19 protein-coding genes are annotated in these 21,597 nt (G+C 72.2%); 12 read left to right on the top strand and 7 right to left on the bottom strand.

Annotation, left to right across the window (positions count from 1 at the left end; all coding sequences use genetic code 11):
- Positions 1–183 precede the first annotated feature (183 nt).
- The 6 genes from dnaK to ACZ6Y7_RS01885 all read left to right on the top strand — a co-directional run bounded on the left by dnaK (position 184) and on the right by ACZ6Y7_RS01885 (position 6,955).
- Positions 184–2,028 carry a molecular chaperone DnaK gene (gene dnaK, locus ACZ6Y7_RS01910; RefSeq protein ID WP_465755909.1) on the top strand — a complete coding sequence of 615 codons (1,845 nt, stop codon included), beginning with the start codon at positions 184–186 and terminating at the stop codon, positions 2,026–2,028.
- Positions 2,025–2,648 carry a nucleotide exchange factor GrpE gene (grpE, locus tag ACZ6Y7_RS01905; RefSeq protein ID WP_465755908.1) on the top strand — a complete coding sequence of 208 codons (624 nt, stop codon included), beginning with the start codon at positions 2,025–2,027 and terminating at the stop codon, positions 2,646–2,648. The genes dnaK and grpE overlap by 4 nt, the downstream gene beginning before the upstream one ends.
- Before the next feature lie 155 nt (positions 2,649–2,803).
- Positions 2,804–3,955 (top strand): molecular chaperone DnaJ, encoded by a 1,152-nt coding sequence (gene dnaJ / locus ACZ6Y7_RS01900; protein ID WP_465755907.1) that lies wholly within the window; start codon positions 2,804–2,806, stop codon positions 3,953–3,955.
- Between the two features lie 16 nt (positions 3,956–3,971).
- A complete protein-coding gene (locus tag ACZ6Y7_RS01895) occupies positions 3,972–4,511 on the top strand; it encodes a heat shock protein transcriptional repressor HspR (protein WP_465756459.1) in 540 nt (179 codons plus the stop codon).
- Between the two features lie 234 nt (positions 4,512–4,745).
- Positions 4,746–5,741, top strand: a complete 996-nt coding sequence (locus ACZ6Y7_RS01890) for a TrmB family transcriptional regulator (RefSeq protein ID WP_465755906.1) — start codon at positions 4,746–4,748, stop codon at positions 5,739–5,741.
- A gap of 593 nt (positions 5,742–6,334) precedes the next feature.
- Positions 6,335–6,955, top strand: a complete 621-nt coding sequence (locus ACZ6Y7_RS01885) for a hypothetical protein (protein WP_465755905.1) — start codon at positions 6,335–6,337, stop codon at positions 6,953–6,955.
- A 7-nt stretch (positions 6,956–6,962) separates the two neighbouring features.
- Here ACZ6Y7_RS01885 and ACZ6Y7_RS01880 read toward each other — a convergent pair whose 3' ends face one another.
- From ACZ6Y7_RS01880 to ACZ6Y7_RS01855, 6 genes are all read right to left on the bottom strand, one after another.
- Positions 6,963–7,442, bottom strand: a complete 480-nt coding sequence (locus ACZ6Y7_RS01880; protein ID WP_465755904.1) for a helix-turn-helix transcriptional regulator — start codon at positions 7,440–7,442, stop codon at positions 6,963–6,965.
- A complete protein-coding gene (locus tag ACZ6Y7_RS01875; RefSeq protein ID WP_465755903.1) occupies positions 7,436–7,930 on the bottom strand; it encodes a hypothetical protein in 495 nt (164 codons plus the stop codon). Before ACZ6Y7_RS01875 ends, ACZ6Y7_RS01880 begins: the two co-directional genes overlap by 7 nt.
- Positions 7,923–8,888 (bottom strand): LuxR C-terminal-related transcriptional regulator, encoded by a 966-nt coding sequence (locus ACZ6Y7_RS01870; protein WP_465755902.1) that lies wholly within the window; start codon positions 8,886–8,888, stop codon positions 7,923–7,925. Before ACZ6Y7_RS01870 ends, ACZ6Y7_RS01875 begins: the two co-directional genes overlap by 8 nt.
- Entirely contained in the window at positions 8,885–9,166 is a 282-nt protein-coding gene (locus ACZ6Y7_RS01865; RefSeq protein WP_465755901.1) for a helix-turn-helix domain-containing protein, read from the bottom strand. The genes ACZ6Y7_RS01870 and ACZ6Y7_RS01865 overlap by 4 nt, the downstream gene beginning before the upstream one ends.
- Positions 9,156–10,151, bottom strand: coding sequence for a LuxR C-terminal-related transcriptional regulator (locus tag ACZ6Y7_RS01860; protein WP_465755900.1), 996 nt, complete (start codon positions 10,149–10,151; stop codon positions 9,156–9,158). The genes ACZ6Y7_RS01865 and ACZ6Y7_RS01860 overlap by 11 nt, the downstream gene beginning before the upstream one ends.
- A 690-nt stretch (positions 10,152–10,841) precedes the next feature.
- Positions 10,842–11,954, bottom strand: coding sequence for a TDT family transporter (locus ACZ6Y7_RS01855; protein WP_465755899.1), 1,113 nt, complete (start codon positions 11,952–11,954; stop codon positions 10,842–10,844).
- A gap of 71 nt (positions 11,955–12,025) precedes the next feature.
- Here ACZ6Y7_RS01855 and ACZ6Y7_RS01850 point away from each other — a divergent pair, with 71 nt between their 5' ends.
- Both ACZ6Y7_RS01850 and clpB read left to right on the top strand, forming a co-directional pair.
- On the top strand, positions 12,026–12,964 hold the full coding sequence (locus ACZ6Y7_RS01850) for a LysR family transcriptional regulator (RefSeq protein WP_465755898.1): 939 nt from the start codon (positions 12,026–12,028) through the stop codon (positions 12,962–12,964).
- A gap of 249 nt (positions 12,965–13,213) precedes the next feature.
- The gene (clpB, locus tag ACZ6Y7_RS01845) at positions 13,214–15,835 is read left to right on the top strand and encodes an ATP-dependent chaperone ClpB (protein WP_465755897.1); all 2,622 of its coding nucleotides are present in this window, start codon (positions 13,214–13,216) and stop codon (positions 15,833–15,835) included.
- 203 nt (positions 15,836–16,038) lie between these two features.
- Here clpB and ACZ6Y7_RS01840 read toward each other — a convergent pair whose 3' ends face one another.
- The gene (locus tag ACZ6Y7_RS01840; protein ID WP_465755896.1) at positions 16,039–16,323 is read right to left on the bottom strand and encodes a helix-turn-helix domain-containing protein; all 285 of its coding nucleotides are present in this window, start codon (positions 16,321–16,323) and stop codon (positions 16,039–16,041) included.
- Positions 16,324–16,678: 355 nt separating this feature from the next.
- Here ACZ6Y7_RS01840 and ACZ6Y7_RS01835 point away from each other — a divergent pair, with 355 nt between their 5' ends.
- From ACZ6Y7_RS01835 to ACZ6Y7_RS01820, 4 genes are all read left to right on the top strand, one after another.
- Positions 16,679–17,236 (top strand): type III secretion system chaperone family protein, encoded by a 558-nt coding sequence (locus ACZ6Y7_RS01835; RefSeq protein ID WP_465755895.1) that lies wholly within the window; start codon positions 16,679–16,681, stop codon positions 17,234–17,236.
- Positions 17,237–17,432: 196 nt separating this feature from the next.
- Complete coding sequence (locus tag ACZ6Y7_RS01830; protein WP_465755894.1) at positions 17,433–18,593, top strand: pyridoxal phosphate-dependent aminotransferase; 1,161 nt, start codon at positions 17,433–17,435, stop codon at positions 18,591–18,593.
- 502 nt (positions 18,594–19,095) lie between these two features.
- Positions 19,096–19,626: a DUF2617 family protein gene (locus ACZ6Y7_RS01825; protein WP_465755893.1), complete on the top strand. Its 531-nt coding sequence runs from the start codon at positions 19,096–19,098 to the stop codon at positions 19,624–19,626.
- A 154-nt stretch (positions 19,627–19,780) separates the two neighbouring features.
- Positions 19,781–21,424, top strand: coding sequence for a polyamine aminopropyltransferase (locus ACZ6Y7_RS01820; protein WP_465755892.1), 1,644 nt, complete (start codon positions 19,781–19,783; stop codon positions 21,422–21,424).
- Positions 21,425–21,597 lie beyond the last annotated feature (173 nt).

Genomic DNA, 21,597 nt, shown 5'->3' with positions numbered 1-21,597 from the left:
GGCAGTCACGTGACCACACCCGCGCCCCGCCCCACCATGACCCGCTCGGCCGTCGCGCCGCGCCGGCTCGGCCGCCCGCGCTCAGCAAAGTTGAGCGGACCGCACTCATAGCTGTTGACGCTGCCGTGGGGGTCGTGCATCCTTGAGCCTGTAAAGCTCAACTCTTCCGTGGAGGTATCTACGATGGCACGCGCGGTCGGCATCGACCTCGGCACGACGAACTCGGTCGTCAGCGTTCTGGAGGGTGGCGAGCCCACCGTCATCACGAACGCCGAGGGTGCGCGGACCACGCCGTCCGTCGTGGCCTTCGCGAAGAACGGCGAGGTCCTGGTCGGCGAGGTGGCCAAGCGCCAGGCGGTCACCAACGTGGACCGCACCATCCGCTCGGTGAAGCGCCACATGGGCACCGGGTGGAAGATCAACATCGACGGCAAGGACTTCAACCCGCAGCAGATCTCGGCCTTCGTGCTGCAGAAGCTGAAGCGCGACGCCGAGGCGTACCTGGGCGAGACCGTCACCGACGCCGTCATCACCGTCCCGGCGTACTTCAACGACTCGGAGCGCCAGGCCACCAAGGAGGCCGGTGAGATCGCCGGCCTCAACGTCCTGCGCATCGTCAACGAGCCGACCGCGGCCGCCCTCGCGTACGGCCTCGACAAGGACGACCAGACCATCCTGGTCTTCGACCTCGGCGGCGGCACCTTCGACGTCTCCCTGCTGGAGATCGGCGACGGGGTCGTCGAGGTGAAGGCCACCAACGGTGACAACCACCTCGGTGGCGACGACTGGGACCAGCGCGTCGTCGACCACCTGGTCAAGGTCTTCCAGGCCGGCCACGGCGTCGACCTGTCCAAGGACAAGATGGCCCTGCAGCGTCTGCGCGAGGCCGCCGAGAAGGCCAAGATCGAGCTGTCCTCGTCCTCCGAGACCTCGATCAACCTGCCGTACATCACGGCCTCCGCCGAGGGCCCGCTGCACCTGGACGAGAAGCTCACCCGGGCCCAGTTCCAGCAGCTGACCGCCGACCTGCTCGAGCGCTGCAAGGTCCCGTTCCACAACGTCATCAAGGACGCCGGCATCTCGCTCTCCGAGATCGACCACGTCGTCCTCGTCGGCGGCTCGACCCGCATGCCGGCCGTCGCCGAGCTCGTCAAGGAGCTGACCGGCGGCCAGGACGCCAACAAGGGCGTCAACCCGGACGAGGTCGTCGCCATCGGCGCCGCGCTCCAGGCCGGTGTCCTCAAGGGCGAGGTCAAGGACGTCCTGCTGCTCGACGTCACCCCGCTGTCCCTCGGCATCGAGACCAAGGGCGGCATCATGACCAAGCTGATCGAGCGCAACACCACGATCCCGACCAAGCGCTCCGAGATCTTCACCACGGCCGAGGACAACCAGCCGTCCGTGCAGATCCAGGTCTACCAGGGCGAGCGCGAGATCGCGGCGTACAACAAGAAGCTGGGCATGTTCGAGCTGACCGGCCTGCCGCCGGCGCCGCGCGGCCTGCCGCAGATCGAGGTCACCTTCGACATCGACGCCAACGGCATCATGCACGTCGGCGCGAAGGACCTCGGCACCGGCAAGGAGCAGAAGATGACCGTCACCGGCGGCTCCTCGCTGCCGAAGGACGAGGTCGACCGCATGCGCCGCGAGGCCGAGCAGTACGCCGAGGACGACCACAAGCGCCGCGAGGCCGTGGAGACCCGCAACTCCGCCGAGCAGCTCGTCTACTCGACCGAGAAGTTCATCGCCGACAACTCCGACAAGCTCCCGGGCGACGTCAAGACCGAGGTCGAGAGCGCCATCGGCGAGCTCAAGGAGGCCCTGAAGGGCGAGGACATCGCGAAGATCCGCGAGGCCTCGGAGAAGGTCTCCACCACCGCGCAGAAGCTCGGCCAGGCGCTCTACGCCAACGCCGACGCCGCCGGTGCCGCCGCGGCCGGCGACTCCACCCAGGCCAAGGCCGAGGACGACGTCGTCGACGCCGAGATCGTGGACGACGAGAAGCCCAAGGGCGGTGCGTCGGCATGACGGACAAGCCGCAGGGCGGCAAGCCCGGCGACGACTCCGCCGCCGAGGAGGCCGTGATCAAGGCCGCCGAGGAGGCCGCGGCGGCGGGTGCCGCCGAGGGCGCCCCGGAGGAGCTCGCCGCCGCCAAGCGCGAACTGGCCGAACGGACCGGCGACCTGCAGCGCCTGCAGGCCGAGTACCAGAACTACCGCAAGCGGGTCGAGCGCGACCGGCTGACCGTCCGCGAGATCGCGGTCTCCAACATCCTGGAGTCCCTGATCCCGGTCCTGGACGACATCGGCCGCGCCCGCGAGCACGGCGAGGTCACGGGCGGCTTCAAGTCCGTCGCCGAGTCCCTGGAGACGGTCGTCGCCAAGCTGGGCCTGCAGCAGTTCGGCAAGGAGGGCGAGCCCTTCGACCCGACCATGCACGAGGCGCTGATGCACAGCTACTCCTCGGACGTCACCGAGGACACCTGCGTGCAGATCCTCCAGCCCGGCTACCGCATCGGCGAGCGGATCATCCGCCCGGCGATGGTCGCCGTCGCGGAGCCCCAGCCGGGCACCCAGACGGCCGCCGGCCCGGACACCGAGGCGAAGTCCGGCGAAGCGGACAAGTCCGACGGTGGCTCGGACAGCTGACCACCTGTGACAGCTGACAACCAGTGCGCTGCGGAGTCGTACGCCGGCCAGTACGGCGGCCGGCTCCGCAGCGCTCTGTCGACGGCGGCGCGTTCCACCGCTGTCGACAGCACCCTCAGTGCAGTGACGACGGACATCGGGAGGTGGCGCGAGCCGTGAGTGGCAAGGACTATGTCGAGAAGGACTACTACAAGGTCCTCGGCGTGCCCAAGGACGCCACCGCCACCGAGATCAAGAAGACCTACCGCAAGCTCGCGCGCGAGTTCCACCCCGACGCCAACAAGGGTGACACCAAGGCCGAGGAGCGGTTCAAGGACATCTCCGAGGCGTACGACGTCCTGTCCGACGAGAAGCGCCGCAAGGAGTACGACGAGGCCCGCAGCCTCTTCGCCAACGGCGGCTTCCGGGCCGGCGGCCCCGGCGGCACCGGCAGCTACAGCTTCGACTTCGGCGACCTCTTCAGCGGCAACCAGGGCGGCGGCGGCGGACTCGGCGACGTCTTCGGCGGCCTCTTCAACCGCGGCGGCCCCCGGCAGGCCCAGCCCCGGCGCGGCGCCGACGTCGAGACCGAGGTGACGCTCTCCTTCGAGGAGGCGGTCGACGGCGCCACCGTCCCGCTGCGGATGACCAGCCAGGCGCCCTGCCGCACCTGCAACGGCACCGGCGCCAAGTCCGGTACCACCCCGCGGGTCTGTCCCACCTGCGTCGGCGCGGGCACCGTCAGCCGCGGCCAGGGCGCGTTCGCGCTCTCCGAGCCGTGCAAGGACTGCCGCGGCCGGGGCATGATCGTCGACGACCCGTGCACCGACTGCCACGGCAGCGGCCGGGCCAGCTCGGCCCGCACCATGCAGGTCCGCATCCCGGCCGGCGTCCAGGCCGACCAGCGCATCCGGCTCAAGGGCAAGGGCGCCCAGGGCGAACGCGGCGGCCAGCCCGGCGACCTCTACGTCACCGTGCACGTCGACCCGCACCCGGTCTTCGGCCGCAAGGGCGACAACCTCACCGTCACCGTCCCGGTCACCTTCCCCGAGGCCGCCCTCGGCGCCACCATCGAGGTCCCCACCCTCGGCGGCCCCTCCGTGAAGCTCAAGCTGCCCCCGGGCAGCGCCAACGGCCTCACCATGCGCGCCCGCGGCAAGGGCGCCACCCGCAAGGACGGCACCCGCGGCGACCTCCTCGTCACCGTCGAGGTCGTGGTGCCCCAGCACGTCACCGGCGACGCGCTGGACGCCCTGGAGCAGTACCGCGAGGCCACCGCCTCCGACGATCCGCGAGCCGCCCTCTTCCGGGCGGCGAAGGGAGCGTGACGACCAGATGTCCCCGATGAACCCGATCAACCCGATCGACCCGCTCAACGCCGAGGGCCCGATCGCCCCCGGCGTCGGCGAAGGCCTCCCCGGCGGCGGCACCCGCCGCCCCCGCCGGGCCCCCTCGGCCACACCGCAGTACGTCCTCACCGAGGACACCCCGGTGTACGTCATCTCGGTGGCCGCCGAACTGTCCGGCCTGCACCCGCAGACCCTGCGCCAGTACGACCGCCTCGGCCTCGTCTGCCCCGACCGCACCGCCGGCCGCGGGCGCCGCTACTCCGCCCGCGACATCCAGCAGCTGCGCGAGGTCCAGCGGCTCTCCCAGGACGAGGGCATCAACCTGGCGGGCATCAAGCGGATCATCGAGCTGGAGAACCAGGTCGCCGCCCTCCAGTCGCGCGTCGCCGAACTCGTCGACTCCCTGGAAGGCGCCGCCACCGCCCTCCAGCAGCGCGAGGCCGCCGTCCACGCCTCCTACCGCCGCGACCTCGTCCCGTACCAGCCCCCCACCCCCCAGTCCAGCGCCCTCGTCGTCTGGCGCCCCAAGCGCTGACCGACACCCCGCACGGCCCCGCCGCCGGCCCCCTCCTGTCCGGGGGGTGCCGGCGGCAGCTTCGGTGTGGCACCCTCCTTCCTGCCGGGTGGGTGCCAGTTCAGCTGCGCGTTGGCGAATGACTGTGCGACAGTTGCATCGGAAATCTGGCACGGGAGTACGACCTAGCAAGGCCGAAAGGCCCCCGCCGAGGGCAAGGAGCGACAGATGGGTGGGGCTGAAGCATCCGGTCCCATGACCAACGCGCACACTCAGCTCTCTCCCGAAGCCAGATCACTCTATAAGGCTGTTGTTCAAGAACACGGCAGAGTGATCCCGGCTGAGGTCGAGGAGTGCAGCGACCATCTCCGCGAATTGGTCGATATCGGCTTGCTGGTGCCTGACGTAGAGAATCCCGGAATGCTTGTCGCCGTCGACCCGAAGCATCTCACCAACAGCCTCACAGCCGTGTGGCAACGCAAGGCGCTTGATCTGCTCAGTCGGGCTGCTGCGTTGCCATCAGACTTCCAAGAACTCGCTCAAGCTTACGGAAATGGAGTAAGCAGTGGGCGCGATGGCGGTCCTATCGAACACCTTCACGGCCTAGCGGAGATCAATCGTCGGCTGGTTGAACTCATGGAGAGCAGTCGTGAGGAAGTGCTGAGCGCCCAGCCAGGCGGAGGCTCGCGCTCGTTCCCCACAGAGGCAGCGATCGCGCTGGACACCGAGATGCTTCGCCGGGGGGTCTCGCGGCGGACCTTGTACCAGCCGAGCACACGGTATTCTGCGCCTACACGGGAGTACGTCGCAGCCATGACCACCGCTGGCGGTGAGGTCCGCACATTGGGCGAGCCCTTCACGAGAATGATCATCGTTGATCGCACCGCCGCAATCATTCCCGTTACGGGCGACCAGCACCGAGCGGCGTTCATTCAGGACGAGGCTGTGATCGGCTTCATGGTCAGCCTGTTCGAGAGCTTCTGGGAGCGGGCCATACCTTTCCAGGGCGGCCTAGACGTCCCGCCAGAAGTTGTGTCAAGACTGCGCGAGAACATCGTCGGAATGATGCTGCAAGGCATCGGCCACCGCGTCATCGCCAGAAATCTCGGCTTGAGTGAACGCACGCTCGCCAGACACATCGCGGAAATGCGGGAAGAACACGCCGCAGACACCTTGTTCCAGCTCGGATGGAAACTGGCGGAAAGCCGACGTGCCATGCCGCTGTTCAATGAGAACGAGACGCCCTACTGAGCCCAGCTCAAGTCCAGATCACATCGTCTGCCTGGGCTGCCACGAGCGGCATCTGCGCGACAGCGGACGACGGCTGCTGGGCGTGGGCCTGTGGCGTCGTCCAGATCACGTCAGCCTGCGCAGAAGTCGAACCGAGCAGGATCGCCGCTACAGCCAGTACCACTGCGGTCGCGAACCGGCGCGCCTTTGGCACTGTGACCACTCCCTCTCCGACAACGTTGAGCTTTCAGCCAATCGGCCTCGCATGAGCTGCAGCGCTGATTATGCTGCACAATCCCGAACGTGTCATCGAGGGACCTCTGCGACGCTCACCCCCAGCGCAACTCTTCCAAAGCCCCAAGGTGCTGCGAAGGCGGTCAGCCTGTCATCTCGCTGCCAGGCAGCGAGATGACACCTCGCACCAGTGGACTCGCAGGCAGGCGCAGCGACACGATCAGTGCACCGACTGATCGCCACCCAAAGCGCGACGCAGACGGATGTGTCCACATCAATAATGCACGCAAGCACAACAGCTATGAGCGCGCGTATCACCCCAAACAGCAGCAGCCACTGGGACCCGTCCCCGACCCGGTCGGCCTTTCAACGGAGTCGACATGACTGACCACTACCAGGGCTCCACTACCCGTCACCTCGACAGTGCCCCTGAGGGCCGGCGTGCGCGTGTGTTCCTGGCCGCGCCGCTGATGCGGCTGACCGGCCCGGCCGACAGTGTGGTGACGCTCGCCAGCCGGACGCGGCTGACGACGCTCCGCACCACCCTGCTCCGCAGCGGTGCCGCCGTGTACAGCGCGCACCACAGTGACGCCTGGACCATCTCCGGCCGCGCCCCGGAGCCCCGCGTTCCCTCCGACTTCCGCGCCCTGCAGTCCGCGGACCTCGTGTTCGCCTACGTGGGAGCGCCACTCTCGGCCGGTGTGAGCCTGGAGCTGGGCTGGGCCTCGGCGCTGCGGAAGCCGATCGTCCTCCTCGTCGACGAGGCCATCACCCACAACCCGCTGATCGCCACCATCGAGCAGGTCGCCCCCGTCCTGCCGCTGGTCTTCGACGACACCTGGTCGCAGGAGGCCCTCAACCACACGGTCGAGACCGCCCTGGACTGGGCCGGCATGGCCCTCTCCCTGCGCGAGGGCTTCTGGACCGCCCCCGGCGAGCAGTTCAACGTCCCCCGGCAGCAGCCCCCGGTCCCCGGCTACTGGCCGGCCGCCACCGGCTGAGCAGCGCTCAGCCACCGGACTCCCCCGTCCGGGCTCCCCGCATCTGCCACCCCAGTTGGAACAGCGTCTCCGCGTCGTACAGCTCACGCAGCCGGGCGATGTGACTCGCGACCGTACGCTCGCTCAGCCCCATCCGGCTGGCGATCGCCCGCTGCGTGAGCCCTCGGGCGAGCAGGCGACCCACCTGCTCCAGGGGCGTGGACCCTGCGGATCCGTCGGCGAGCGCCTCCCAGTCCACCACCTGGGCCTGCTCCCGCTGCCGTTCGAAGACGCCCACCAGGTAGGCGACCATCGCCGGATCCTCCACCACAGCGGCCACCGTGTGATCGACGGTGGCCGGGATCAGCGCGACGGCCCTGTCGAAGATCAGCGTCCTGGTGAACGGTCCGTCCAGCAGCCGGATCGGGGCACCGAGCCGCGTGGACTGCGCGGCGTACTCGACGGTTCGCGGGTCGGAGCAGGCCGAGGGCTCGAAGAGGGTCAGCATGGCACCCCTCCCTCGACGTAGCGGCGGGCCTGGTCCAGCGCGTCCGCCATGTGGTCGTGCGGACGAGGCCCGCCTGGTTGGGCGGCCAGCGCTTCGTGCGGGTAGTCCCTGGTCGTCTGCGAGATCAGGTGACGGATCTCGACCATGCCGGACACCCGCCGGATGCCACGGCCCGACGGACGTCGGCGGGGCGCCGCATCGTAGGCCTGCGCAAGGTCCTCCAGCAGGTCCGGGACCAGCGCGGCCCGGGCCAGCAGGCGGGCGCTCTCCTCGCGGAGGCCGGCACCGATCCGCTCGCCGACGGCCCGCGGGTTCACCGCGCTGTAGGCGCTGTCGGCGATGCGGAAGGCCAGGAGGCCGAGGTCGGTGAGCTGCTTGACCGTCGGTTCGTCCTCGGGGCGGATGTCACCGATGTGGAGGCGCCCGCCTTCATTGAGGATCTCCCGGTAGAGCTCGCGGGCGGCCTCGGACAGGTCGAGCTCAGGCATCACGGGCTCCCCTCATCTGCCAGCCGAGCTGGAACAGGGTCTCGGCGTCGTGCAGCTCCCGCAGGCGGGCGATGTGGCCCGCCACCGTGCGTTCGCTGAGGCCCAGGCGCGAGGCGATGGCGCGCTGGGTGAGGCCGCGGGCGAGCAGGCGGCCGACCTGGTCGGAGACGGGCGGTTCGATCGCACCGGCAGCGAGGGACACCCAGTTGACGCCTTCGGCGTCCTGCCAGTGGAGTTCGAAGTCGCGTACCAGGAAGTCGACCACGGCCGGATCTTCGATGACCGCCGCGCCGGCCCGGTCCGCCGTGATGGAGACCACGGCAACGGTACGGTCGAAGATCATCAGTTGGGAGAGCGAGGAGGGCGCGACGCGGATGTGGCATCCGATCTCGGTCAGCCTGGCGGCCAGTTGAGCCGTAGCGGGGTCCAGTCTGGCCGCAGACTCGTAGAGGGTGCGGATCGACCCGCCCATCGACAGGAAGCCGCGGACGTGGTCCACGGTGTCGTCTGCGGCCTCCGCCGGGCGGGCGCCGCCCGGGTGGGCGGTGAGCGCCTCGTGGCGGAGTTCTGCGGACAGTTGGGAGATCAGGTGCCGGATGTTCTCCATGCCTTCGACGACTCGGGTGGCCCCGGTGCGGCCAGGGCGGCGGGGCGCCGCATCGTAGGCGGCGATCAGGTCGCCGAACACGTCCGGTAGTCCTTCGGCCTGCCGCAACAGACGGGCGCCCGCCGCGCGCAGGTCGGTGCCGATCCGGGTGGTGACCGAGCGCGGGTCGACTGCGCTGAGCGAGCCGTCGGAGATGTAGGGCTTCAGCAGCCCCAGTTCCAGCAGGGCTTGCACTGTCTCTCCGTCCTCCGGCGGAATCTCGGCGATCCGAATGCGCCCGCCATCGCGCAGGACAGCCTGGTAGAACCCGCGGGCATCGGCATCGGGAAGGGCGAAGCCGAGGTCGGTCACTGGTGCTCACCCCTCATCTGCCAGCCGAGCTGGAACAGGGTCTCGGCTTCGTGCAGCTCCCGGAAACGGGCGATGTGGCCGGCGACGGTGCGTTCGCTGAGGCCGAGGCGGGTGGCGACGGCGCGCTGGGTGAGGCCGCGGGCGAGGAGGCGGCCGATGCGGAGGGCGGTGGGGTGCGGGGGGTCGAGGTGGCGGCCGGCGGGGGTGGCGCGGGCCCAGTCGCGGTCGAAGTGGGCGGCGAGGGCGGGGCGTTCGGCGGGGGCGGGTTCATCGGTCATCGCGGGCGCCTCTCATCAGCCAGCCGAGTTGGAAGAGGGTCTGGGCGCCGTAGCGGTCGCGGAGGCGGGAGATGTGCGCGGCGACGGTGCGTTCGCTGAGGCCGAGGCGGGTGGCGACGGCGCGCTGGGTGAGGCCGCGGGCGAGGAGGCGGCCGACCCGGTCCGGGATGGTGCGGGCGGGGCCCTGGCCGAGGGCGGCGGCGGCTTCGGTGGTGTCGGCGCGGGCCCAGTCGCGTTCGAAGGTGCCGACCAGGAAGGCGATGGTGGCGGGGTCGCTGATGAAGGCGGCGGTGCTGTTGTCCTCGCTGGCGGAGATCACGGCGACGCTCCGGTCGAAGACGATGAGCCGCTGGAAGGGCTCGTCGAGGACGCGGATGAGGGAGCCGTGCCGGGTGACCTCGGCGGCGTAGGCGAGGGCGGGCGGCTCGGCGAGGGCGATCGGCTGGTAGATGGTGCGCAGTGAGCAGCCGCGCTGGAGGAGTTGGACGTCCTGGAGGAGTGCGACCTGCAGGGTGTCGGCGGGGCGGTGTCCGGGCTGGGCGGTGAGGACTTCGGAGCGGCAGTCGGAGACGAGCTGGGAGATCCGCTGGCGGATGTGGACGTGCCCCTCGACGTGGACGGCGCCGCCGGCCCGGCCGGAGGGGCGGGGCATCGCGTCGTAGGCGCGGGTGAGGCCGTCCAGGGCGCCGGGGAGGTTCTCGGCGCGGACCAGCAGGCGGGTGGCCTCGCTGCGGAGTTCGGCGCCGAGCCGGTCGCTGACCGAGCGCGGGCTGACGGCGGTGTAGCAGCGGTCCACCGGGTTGACCATCAGCAGGCCGATGTCGATGAGCTGCTGGAGGGGGCCGCGGTCGGTGTCCGCGACGCCCGCGCAGGGGATGCGGCCGCCCTCGGCGATGATCGCCAGGTACAGCTGCTGGGCGGCCTCGTCGGGTTCTCCGCCCACGGGCCCGGCCTGGTGCGGCGCGACCGTCTGTTCCGCCGTCACGTCGCACTCTCCCTGCCGGATGCCGCTCCCCTGGTGCCGCCCGCGCTCCCCCGTGGCGCGAGCCGCGGGTACCGGGGCCGGGCGGGCTCACGGTACCGGGTGTCGGCACGGCGTGATCACGCGGTCGGCGGTCACGGTACCGGGCGGGACGGCGGGCCCCGGGCCCCGGGTGCCGTCGCACCGGGGCCTCCGGGGGCCGCCGTCCGTACGTCAAGGACACGGCGATTCCGTCGAGGCGGAGCAGCAACGCCTCGACGGCTCCGGTCCCGGAGGCCATCACCACACATGGTCCCCGGGCGGTGCTCTTCTCTCCCCCCGTTCCACCGGCGCCGGATTCGTGCGCCGGCGGTCAGTACCGAAGAGCAATCGCCGTCATCGGGCTGCGGTCGCCCGGACGACTTGACGTGTCTCCACCCTCACAGCGTGACGGCCGGTGAACAAGTGCCGTCCGAGTGCAGGTTCGCGCAATTGCAGCTATCTGCAGGCCGGTGGGGGAGCGGGGAGTCGGGCGGCGGCCCGGATTCCGGTAAAGCCCGAGGCCAGCGGGGGGTGTGGACGGCGCCCGGCGGTACCGCCGGTTGGCAGTGCACGGTCATCTCTCGGCTGCGCGTTCCTGCAACGGCGGCGTGCTCGCCTGAGCTGCGTGTCTACGCGCGGTGCTCGCTCGGCTCCGCCACCCGCCCGCCGGGCTCAGCGGGCCAGCAGTCGGCCGCGCGCCAGCCCGGCCGCCGTCCCACCCGCCGCGAGCACCCAGGCGACCGCCAGCAGCAGGTACAGCCCGGCGGCCAGCGCGGTGAAGCCCACGAAGCCGGTGTGCCTGGCGAGCGCGGAGGTGCCGGTGACGCAGGTGCCGATCGGGAAGGTGTACGCCCACCAGGTCATCGCGAAGGGCATCCCGGCCCGGCGGGCGCGCAGGTTGGCGGCGAGCGCGACGGCCAGCCAGAGCAGGGCGACGCCGATCACGGCGACGCCGTACAGCTCGGCGAGGTCGAGCATGGCGGGCGCCAGTGCGGGCAGCACCGGGCGGGCGGCGTCGGCGAGCTGGTGGACGGCGGTGACGGACTGGCCGAGCGGGCCGAGCACCAGGAACAGCGAGGGGGTGAGCACCAGGGTGGGCAGCTTGCTGTGGAACAGCCCGGTGAACACGACCGGCAGCAGCACCAGGGTCGCCAGCAGTCCGATCCCGAACAGCCCGCAACAGGCGTACAGCATGGCCTGCTGCGGTGCCCCGGCCGGCAGGTGCGGGACCAGCGCCGGGCCGCAGGCGGAGGCGACCAGCGGGGCGACGACCGGCAGCAGCCAGGTCGGGTTGGACTCCAGGGCGGAGATCCGGTGCCGGGTGATCATCAGGTACGGGATGCCGCCGGCGACGGCCAGCGCGTACAGGGTCCCGGCGCCCCACAGCACGGCGTCCACCGCGACCGCCGGACCGGTGCCGATCACCCGGGAGCCGACCAGCAGCGTCCCGAGGCCGACCGACAGCAGGGCCATCGGCGGGCAACCGTAGAAGACGGCGACGGCCGGCTGCTCCAGCAGGTGGGCCCGGGCGGCCGCGCGGTGCCGGGTGAGGTGGACCAGCCGGGCCGAGCCGAGCACCAGCAGCGCGGCCAGGCCGAGCGCCCACGTCACCTCGGCGAGACCGGTCAGCCCGGGCAGTCGTACGGGCAGCGCGGCGGCGCCGTTGGCGAGGATCGCCGTGCCCATCACGGCGGCGTACCAGTTGGGGCCGAGCTGGGAGAGGTCGTACCGGGAGCGGCGGACGGCGGGGCGGGTCAGGGGGCGGACTTCGGCCAAGGCGGACATGCTCCCCACCTTCCGCCCCGGACCGGGCCGCCGGTAGCGCCGGGGAATCTATGGGGGCATAGCCTGAACCTATGGCCCTCTCCCCGCACGTCCCCGAACTCGGCGCTCTGGAACTGCTGCTCGCGGTGGCCCGGCTGGGCAGCGTCGGACGGGCGGCGGCCGAGCTGGGCGTCAGCCAGCCGACCGCCAGCGCCCGGATCAAGGGCATGGAGCGGCAGATCGGCGTCCCGCTGCTGGACCGCTCGCCGCGCGGCAGCAGGCCGACGGAGGCGGGCCGGCTGGTGGTCGAGTGGGCCCGGCAGGTGGTGGAGGCGGCGCAGGCGCTGGACGCCGGGATCGACGCGCTGCGCGAGCGCCGGGACGCCAAGCTGCGGGTGGTGGCCAGCCTGACCGTCGCCGAGTACCTGATGCCGGGATGGCTGATGGGGCTCGCCGAGGCCAGTCCGGGCACCGCGGTGACGCTGCGGACCGCGAACTCGGCGGAGGTCGCCGGGCACGTCCTGGCCGGGCACGCCGACCTCGGCTTCGTCGAGGGCCCGGGCACCCCGCCCGGCCTCGCCGGCGCGGTGGTGGCGGCGGACCGGCTGGTCGTCGTGGTGGCACCCGGCCATCCGTGGGCACGCCGCCGCACCCCGCTGACCGGTCCGGAGCTGGCGGCCACCCCCCTGGTGCTGCGCGAGCCCGGTTCGGGCACCCGGGAGGTGCTGGAGACCGCGCTGCGGCCGTACGGGGGCGCCGCGCGGCCCCGCCTCGAACTGGCCTCGTCCACCGCGTTGAAGGCGGCGGCGATGACGGGGGCCGGGCCGGTCTGCCTGAGCGAGCTGGCGGTGGTGGAGGAGCTGGCGACCAGGCGGCTGGTCGAGGTGCCGCTGGCGGAGGGGCTGGACCTGCGGCGGCCGCTGCGCGCGGTCTGGCCGGCCGGGCAGCGGCCGGGCGGCCCGGCGCGGGAGCTGCTGGGGCTGACCCGCAGGAGCCGCACCAGCTCCGCCGCGCGGGCGGCCCGGAGGTGAACCGGGCCGGGGCCCGGCCCCTGGAACGTTCACCGGAAAGTTGAGTGGAATAGACTCAACTTAGTGCATGCTGGAAACAGCAGACGCCGAGAAGCCGTAGAAGACCGCAGCAGACGCAGCAGACCTAGACCTAGCAGACGCAGACGCAGACGTAGCAGACGCACGCAGAGGCCCGCAGGACGCCGTGGAACGCGCGGCACCTGCGGGCGCAGCGAACCGTGCAGGACGACGAGGGAGGATCCCCCAGCAGTGGACGCCAGCAAGTTCACCACCAAGACGCAGGACGCCCTGTCCGCCGCGATCCGGCAGGCGGGCGCGGCAGGCAACCCGGACGTCAAGCCGGTGCACATCCTGACCGCCCTGCTGGAGCAGCCCGAGGGCATCGCCCGGCCCCTGCTGGAGGCCGTCGGGGCGGATGCCGCCCGGATCGACGCCGAGGCGCGCCGCCAGGCCGCCGCGCTGCCCAGCGCGATGGGCTCGACGGTCGCCGCGCCGCAGCTCGCCCGGGACACCCTCGCGGTGCTCACCGAGGCCGGCAAACGCGCGGAGGACCTGGACGACCAGTACGTCTCCACCGAGCACCTGATGGTCGGCCTGGCCGCCGAGGGCGGTCCGGTCGCCGAGCTGCTGGTGCACCAGGGCGCGACGCCGAAGGCCCTGCTCGCCGCGTTCAAGGACGTCCGGGGCAGCGGCAAGGTCACCTCGCCCGACCCGGAGGGCACCTACAAGGCGCTGGAGAAGTACGGCACCGACCTCACCCAGGCGGCCCGGGACGGCAAGCTCGACCCGGTCATCGGCCGGGACCACGAGATCCGCCGGGTGGTCCAGGTGCTCTCCCGCCGGACCAAGAACAACCCGGTGCTGATCGGCGAGCCGGGCGTCGGCAAGACCGCCGTGGTCGAGGGCCTGGCCCAGCGCATCGTGGCCGGCGACGTGCCGGAGTCGCTGCGCGGCAAGCGGCTGGTCGCGCTGGACCTCGGCGCGATGGTCGCGGGCGCCAAGTACCGCGGCGAGTTCGAGGAGCGGCTGAAGGCCGTCCTGAACGACATCAAGGCCTCCGACGGCCGGGTCGTCACCTTCATCGACGAGCTGCACACCATGGTCGGCGCGGGCGCCGGCGGCGACTCCGCGATGGACGCGGGCAACATGCTCAAGCCGATGCTGGCCCGCGGCGAGCTGCGGATGGTCGGCGCGACCACGCTGGACGAGTACCGCGAGCGGATCGAGAAGGACCCGGCCCTGGAGCGCCGTTTCCAGCAGGTGATGGTCGGCGAGCCCAGCGTGGAGGACTCCATCGCCATCCTGCGCGGCCTCAAGGGGCGGTACGAGGCGCACCACAAGGTGCAGATCTCGGACGCCGCCCTGGTCGCCGCGGCCACCCTGTCCAACCGCTACATCACCGCCCGCTTCCTGCCGGACAAGGCGATCGACCTGGTCGACGAGGCGGCCTCCCGGCTGCGGATGGAGATCGACTCCTCCCCGGTCGAGATCGACGAACTCCAGCGCTCCGTCGACCGGTTGCGGATGGAGGAGCTGGCCCTGGAGAAGGAGTCCGACCCGGCCTCGGTCGACCGGCTGGCCCGGCTGCGGCGCGATCTCGCCGACCGGAACGAGCAGTTGAGCGTGCTCACCGCGCGGTGGGAGCAGGAGAAGAAGAGCCTCAACCGGGTCGGCGAGCTCAAGGAGCGGCTGGACGACCTGCAGGGTGCGCTCGAACGCGCCCAGCGCGACGGGGACTTCGAGCGGGCGTCCAAGCTGATGTACGCCGAGATCCCGGCCGCCGAGGCGGAGCTCGCCGAGGCCCAGGAGCGCGCCGCCACGGCGGACACCGAGGCCGGGTCCGCCACCGCCCCCATGGTGAAGGAGGAGGTCGGCCCGGACGACGTGGCCGACGTGGTCGCCTCCTGGACGGGCATCCCGGCCGGCCGGCTGCTGGAGGGCGAGAGCGCCAAACTCCTGCGCATGGAGGAGGAGTTGGGCCGTCGCCTGATCGGCCAGACGGAGGCCGTGCAGGCCGTGTCGGACGCGGTGCGCCGCACCCGCTCCGGCATCGCCGACCCGGACCGGCCCACCGGCTCCTTCCTCTTCCTCGGCCCGACCGGTGTCGGCAAGACCGAACTCGCCAAGGCGCTCGCCGACTTCCTCTTCGACGACGAGCGGGCGATGGTCCGGATCGACATGAGCGAGTACGGCGAGAAGCACTCGGTCTCCCGCCTGGTCGGCGCCCCGCCCGGGTACGTCGGCTACGAGGAGGGCGGCCAGCTCACCGAGGCGGTCCGCCGCCGCCCGTACAGCGTCGTCCTGCTGGACGAGGTGGAGAAGGCGCACCCCGAGGTGTTCGACGTCCTGCTCCAGGTGCTGGACGACGGGCGGCTCACCGACGGCCAGGGCCGCACGGTGGACTTCCGCAACGCCATCCTGATCCTCACCTCCAACCTGGGCAGCCAGTACCTGGTCGACCCGGCCACCCCGGAGGCGGAGAAGCGGGAGCTGGTGCTGGGCGCCGTCCGCGCCGCGTTCAAGCCGGAGTTCCTCAACCGGCTGGACGACATCGTGGTCTTCGACGCGCTGGGCACCGCCGAGCTGAGCCGGATCGTGGACCTGCAGGTGGCCCGCCTCGGCGAGCGGCTCAAGGAGCGGCGGCTCACCCTGGAAGTCTCCGAGGCCGCCCGTGACTGGCTGGCGCTCGCCGGCTACGACCCGGCGTACGGCGCGCGGCCGCTGCGCCGGCTGGTGCAGTCGGCGATCGGCGACCAGCTGGCCCGGGCGATCCTGTCCGGCGCGGTGCACGACGGGGACACCGTCCTGGTCGAGCGGAACGAGGAGGGCGACGGGCTGACCGTCCGCGGCCGGGGGCCGCTGGAGAAGTAGCGCGGTGCGCGCGGGCCGTTCCCTTCCGGTCCTCTCCGGGCGGAGGGGAACGGCCCGCCGTCACGTCCGGGTCACCCGGCCGTCACGGTCCCGGCCGCCGCGCTCACCCGGGCGTCATGGTCCCGGCCGCCGCGCCCACCCGGCAGCTTCGGTCACCCGGAAGACGCAGTCACCCGGCCGCCGTTGTCACCCGGCCGCCGCGGTCACTCGGCCGCGCCCCGTCGCAGCCGCCGCCGCGACCGGTCCCGCCAGCTGCGCGCCAGCCGGTGCAGCTCGGCCCCCTGCGCGTCCGGCAGGTTCCACGCCTGGGTCAGCAGCCGCAAGGTCGACACCCGTGGACAGGACACCCCCCGTTCCAGGTCCCGGATCGACCGCACGCTCAACCCCGTCGCGTCACCGAGCTGCTCCTGCGTCATCCCCCGGTCCAGCCGGATGGTCCGCAGCAGCGCCCCGAGCGATGCGCCCTCCCCCGTCACCGTTCCGTCCACGTGTGTTCCCCCCTCAACTCAGGCCGGCTCAACGTGCCCGTACGGGACGGGCTTTGCGTGAAGTGAGTTCCGTCGCACGCTAACCGCATCCGGTTCGCACGGCAGGCGAACCCGCGCCCCGGGCGCGTGACGTGGCTCACTCGCGCCCCCTCGGCGCCGCCCCCGCCCCACCCCCGGCCACCCTCCGTGACCGGTGCCCCCCGGCCGCCCCCGAGGCCCTCCGATCAGCGCCGGAACGAAGATCGGCGGACCCCCGGGTGCCCCTGTGAGCGGAGGCCCGGATGAGGCAGGATGGGAGGTGGAAAGGGCGGCCTCTCATTGCCGGCCACCACGTGCACTGAGGAAGAGGACCCCCATGAGCATCGACCCGTCGTCCATCCCGTCCTTCGGCGTGCCCCAGGGCGGTCAGCCCGGCGGCCAGGGCGGTCAGCCGGCCGGCCCGCCGCCGATCATCGTCCCGGACCAGGGCCTGGTCGCCCAGCTGCTCGACCAGATGCAGCTCAAGCACGTCGTGGACGAGGAGGGCGACCTCACCGCGCCCTGGGAGGGCTTCCGCGTCTACTACATGTTCCGCGGCGAGCAGAAGGAGCTCTTCGCGGTCCGCGCCTTCTACGACCGCGCGTACCCGCTGGAGAAGAAGGGCGAGATCCTCGACCTGATCGACGAGTGGAACCGCGAGACCCTGTGGCCCAAGGTCTACACCCACACCCACGAGGACGGCGTGGTCCGCCTGATCGGCGAGGCCCAGATGATCGTCGGCACCGGCGTCAACCTGGACTACTTCGTGACCACCACCGCCAACTGGACCCAGGCCGCGGTCGGCTTCGAGCAGTGGATCGTCGAGCGCCTCGGCCTGCAGAACGAGATCGAGGGCGAGGACGGCGAGGCCCCCGAGGGCACCGACGAGGCCTGATCCCGCCCGGTCCGGCCGGACCCGCCGGGAAACCGCCCGGCCCGGCCCCGCCCTGCCCCGTCCGGCCCCACGAGGCACGCACCGGTCGACTCCGGTACGGCCCGCCACCGCGTTCGCGTCGGTGGCGGGCCGTTCTTGTCCCCCGCCCCCGGCTGTCCCAGGATGGGCGCGACGACGACCCGTGTGAGGAGCCCCGATGGGAACCAGGCCGCTGCTGAACCGCCGACTGGACGGGATGGGCACGACGATCTTCGCCGAGATGTCCGCCCTGGCCACGGCCACCGGCTCGATCAACCTCGGCCAGGGGTTTCCCGACACCGACGGGCCCGAAGAGGTCCGCGAGGCCGCCGTCCGGGCCCTGCGCGAGGGCCGCGGCAACCAGTACCCGCCCGGCCCCGGCATCCCCGAGCTGCGCACCGCCGTCACCGAGCACCAGCAGCGCTTCCACGGCCTCGCGTACGACCCGGACACCGAGGTGCTGGTCACCGCCGGCGCCACTGAGGCCATCGCCGCGGCCCTGCTGGCGCTGCTCGAGCCCGGGGACGAGGTCATCGCCCTGGAGCCCTTCTACGACTCCTACGCCGCCTGCATCGCGATGGCGGGCGCCGTCCGCCGCCCGCTCACCCTGCGCGCCCCGACCTTCCGCCCCGACCTGGACGAACTGCGCGCCCTGATCACCCCGCGCACCCGGCTGCTGCTGATCAACACCCCGCACAACCCCACCGGCACCGTCCTCACCGCCGACGAGCTCGCTACCATCGCCGAACTCGCCGTCGAGCACGACCTGCTGGTGGTCACCGACGAGGTCTACGAACACCTGGTCTTCGGAGCCACCCACCACCCGATCGCCGCCCTCCCCGGCATGCGCGAGCGCACCGTCACCATCTCCTCCGCCGGCAAGACCTTCTCCTTCACCGGCTGGAAGGTCGGCTGGGTCACCGCGAGCCCGGCCCTGGTCGCGGCCGTGCGCACCGCCAAGCAGTACCTGACGTACGTGAGCGCCGGCCCGTTCCAGTACGCCGTCGCCGAAGCGCTGCGGCTGCCCGACACGTACTTCGAGGCCTTCCGCGCCGACCTGCTGCGCAAGCGCGACCTGCTGGTCGACGGCCTGGCGGCGGCGGGGTTCCGGGTCTTCACCCCCGAGGGCACCTACTTCGTCACCACCGACATCACCCCGCTCGGCGAGAAGGACGGCATCGCGTTCTGCCGCGCCCTGCCCGAGCGTTGCGGGGTGGTCGCCATCCCCAACGCCGTGTTCTACGACGACGTCGAGGCCGGCCTTAGCCTGGTCCGCTTCACTTTCTGCAAAAAGGACGACGTCCTCCAGGAGGCCGTGGCTCGTCTGCAGCGCCTCTGAGGGCCCCGCGCGCCCCCTTCCACGCCGATCGAACAGCAGCGGGAACCCCCGGACAGCTGTTCTGACGCTCCATCAACTCCCCTTCGCCGCTTACCCACTTCGTGCCACCAAGGCAAAACCGACCGCCCCTCCGGCACGGAACCGCCGCCCTCCCCGCACCCCGCGAGGAGGGCGGCGGCGCGTGATGCGCGCTGACGGCGCACGACCGGCGCGCACGGCGCACAACCCGGCGACAGGGGCGCGCGCTGTGCAGAGTCGCACACCGGGTCGATCAGAGCCGGGAAGCGGGTGTGCTCGAAACGGTGAATGCTTGACAAAGTTGGGTAAATCACCGGCGGACCCGGCGTATTCGTGCTTCTCTGCTGCTGAATCTCCAGCCGGAATCCTTCCTTCCACGGTCGGCCGCGCCCAGGGCCGTACAGCCACGAACAGCCTCGCCATCGCCTAGGCCTACTCGCTGCTGCTCGGTGGGCGCGCACGGAGCTGAAACGCGGAGCCGAGCATGCTCACCACACTGCAGACCTCCTACACGGACACCCGCGCCGGTGACCTCGCCTGGTGCCTCGGCGGCGAGCCGCTGCCCGCTCTGGCGGTCCGCGACCTGAGACTCGACGGAGGCGGCCGTCCGCACCCCACCGGCACGCTCCAGCTGCGGCTGCTGGGCGCCTCGCACCAGGTGGTGATCGACGCCGGTCCCGGCCACTGCCTGGAGACCGTCGCCTGCCTGCCCGGCCGCCGCACCCCGCTGCCGGCCCGGGTGGCCAAACAGGTCGGCGGCTGGGAGTACGAGTTCGCCGCCCGGATCGAGGCGCTGCCGCCGCACGACTTCGCGGCCCGCGCCCAGGAGCTGCTGGCCCTGGTCGAGGGCCACCCGAGGGGCCTCGCCGGGGTCTTCCCCGGCGATCCCAGCGCCTTCACCGCCCTGGTCACCCAGGGCGGCACCGACCGATTGCTCTGGCGGACCTGGCACGCCTACCCGCAGGAGGGCCAACTGGTGTGCACCCGCTCCTCACTCGTAGTGTCCGGAGCATGACCGCCGAAACCCCGGGCACGCACACCGAGCCGGGCATACGCTGCACGGCGCAGGCTCCTGAATCGCACGCAGGAACGATTCGTCAATCCGATACCGTCCGCTGTCCGTCGGATGGGCGCAGCCATCCGTCCCGCACGTCCCCTAGCGTTTGTTCGTGATCAACCATCCGGCCGGTCCACCCGCCCGCCCGCGAGTGGACCTCGACGACGGCACCCCACCCAGGCCCGGGCACGGCCTCGCGCCCCTGCCCGCCCGCCGTCGGTCCCGGCTGCGATCCCGCCCCCGGCTCGCCCGCCTGACCGTCCTGGTCGCCGCCTTCGTCTGCGCAGCCTGCGGACTGGTCTACGAACTCGAACTCGTCGCGCTCGGCGACTTCCTGTTCGGGGACACCGTCACCCAGACCTCCGTCGTGCTGTCCGTCATGGTGTTCGCGATGGGCCTCGGCTCCCTGCTCGCCAAGCGGCTCACCCGCCGGCCCGCCACCGCCTTCGCCCTGGTCGAATGCGCCCTCGCCCTCACCGGCGGACTCTCCGTCCTCGGCCTCTACTCCTGCTGGGCCTGGCTCGGCCACTACCAGACCGCGATGGTCGGCCTCACCTGTCTCATCGGCATCCTGATCGGCGCCGAGATCCCCCTGCTGATGACCCTCATCCAGCGGATCCGCCGCGAGGACGCCGGACGCGCCGCGGCCGACCTGTTCGCCGCCGACTACGTGGGCGCGCTGATCGGCGGCCTCGCCTTCCCGTTCCTGATCCTGCCCGCGCTCGGCCCCGGCGACGGCGCCCTCCTCACCGGCGCCGTCAACGCCCTCGCCGGCTCCGCCGTGGTGCTCTGGCTCTTCCGGGAGGAACCCGCCCCGCGGATACGACGGCTGCTCTGGGGCGGCTGCCTGCTCGTCCTCGCCGCACTCGCCGCGGCCGCGGCCGGCTCCGACGCCGTCGAACGCGCCGCCCGGCACGCCCTCTACGGCGACCAGGTCCGCTACGCCACCCGCAGCCGCCACCAGGAGATCGTGCTCACCGGCCCCGTCGAGGGCCCGCTCCGGCTCTACCTGGACGGGCGGCTCGCCGTCTGCGGGCCCGACGAGTACCGGGCCAGCGAGGGGCTCGTCCACCCGGCCATGGCCGCCGGCCCGGACAGCCGGGTCCTGCTGCTCGGCGGCGGAGACGGGCTCGCCCTGCGGGAGGTGCTGCGGCACCGGGGCGTGCGCTCCGTCCGGCTGGTCGACGCCGACCCCGCCCTCCCCCGGCTCGCCCGCGCCGACCCCGCGCTCGCCGCGCTCGGCGACCACTCCCTCGACGACCCCAGGGTCCGCACCACCGCCGCCGACCCGATGGCCTGGCTGCGCGGCGCGGACGCCGCCGGCGGGGAGGGGCCGTACGACGTGGTCCTCGCCGACCTGCCCGCACCGGCCGACGGCGGACCGGTCAAGTTCCACTCCCAGGAGTTCTACGGCCTCGCCGCCCGGCTGCTCTCCCCCGGCGGCCGGATCGCCGTCCGGGCCGGGAGCGACCCGGACGGCCTCTGGCAGATCGAGTCCGGCCTGCGGACGGCCGGACTGCGGACCGCCCCGTACGCCGTCCCCGGCAGCCCCACCGCCACCTGCCGCCCCGGACAGCCCGACACCGCCCAGAACTACCTCCTCGCCGCCGCCACGCACCCCCCGCTCACCCTCGCCCCCGACGCCCCACCGCCCCGCGCCCTCACCCCCGACACCCTCCGCGCCTCCACCGTCCACCTCGACGCCGCCCGCCCCACCCGGCCCCCGGCCGCCCTCACCCTCCTCGGACCCCGCTGACCCTGCCACGCGCCCCTGCGAGGACGATCCGCTCGTCCGCCCCGGGCGTGGTCTCCCCCGACCCGAACGGGCTGCGGCGGCGCGCGGGGCCGCCGAGGCGGGGCCGGGGGACGGGAGCCGAGGTCGGGGGCGGGTGGGGCGAGGGGTGTCGGGGTGGGGCGGGGAAAGTCGGG

It is taken from the genome of Kitasatospora sp. NPDC053308 (assembly GCF_055585785.1).
The sequence above is the reverse complement of the archived record's forward strand: the minus strand, read 5'-3'. Positions and strand labels throughout refer to the sequence as shown.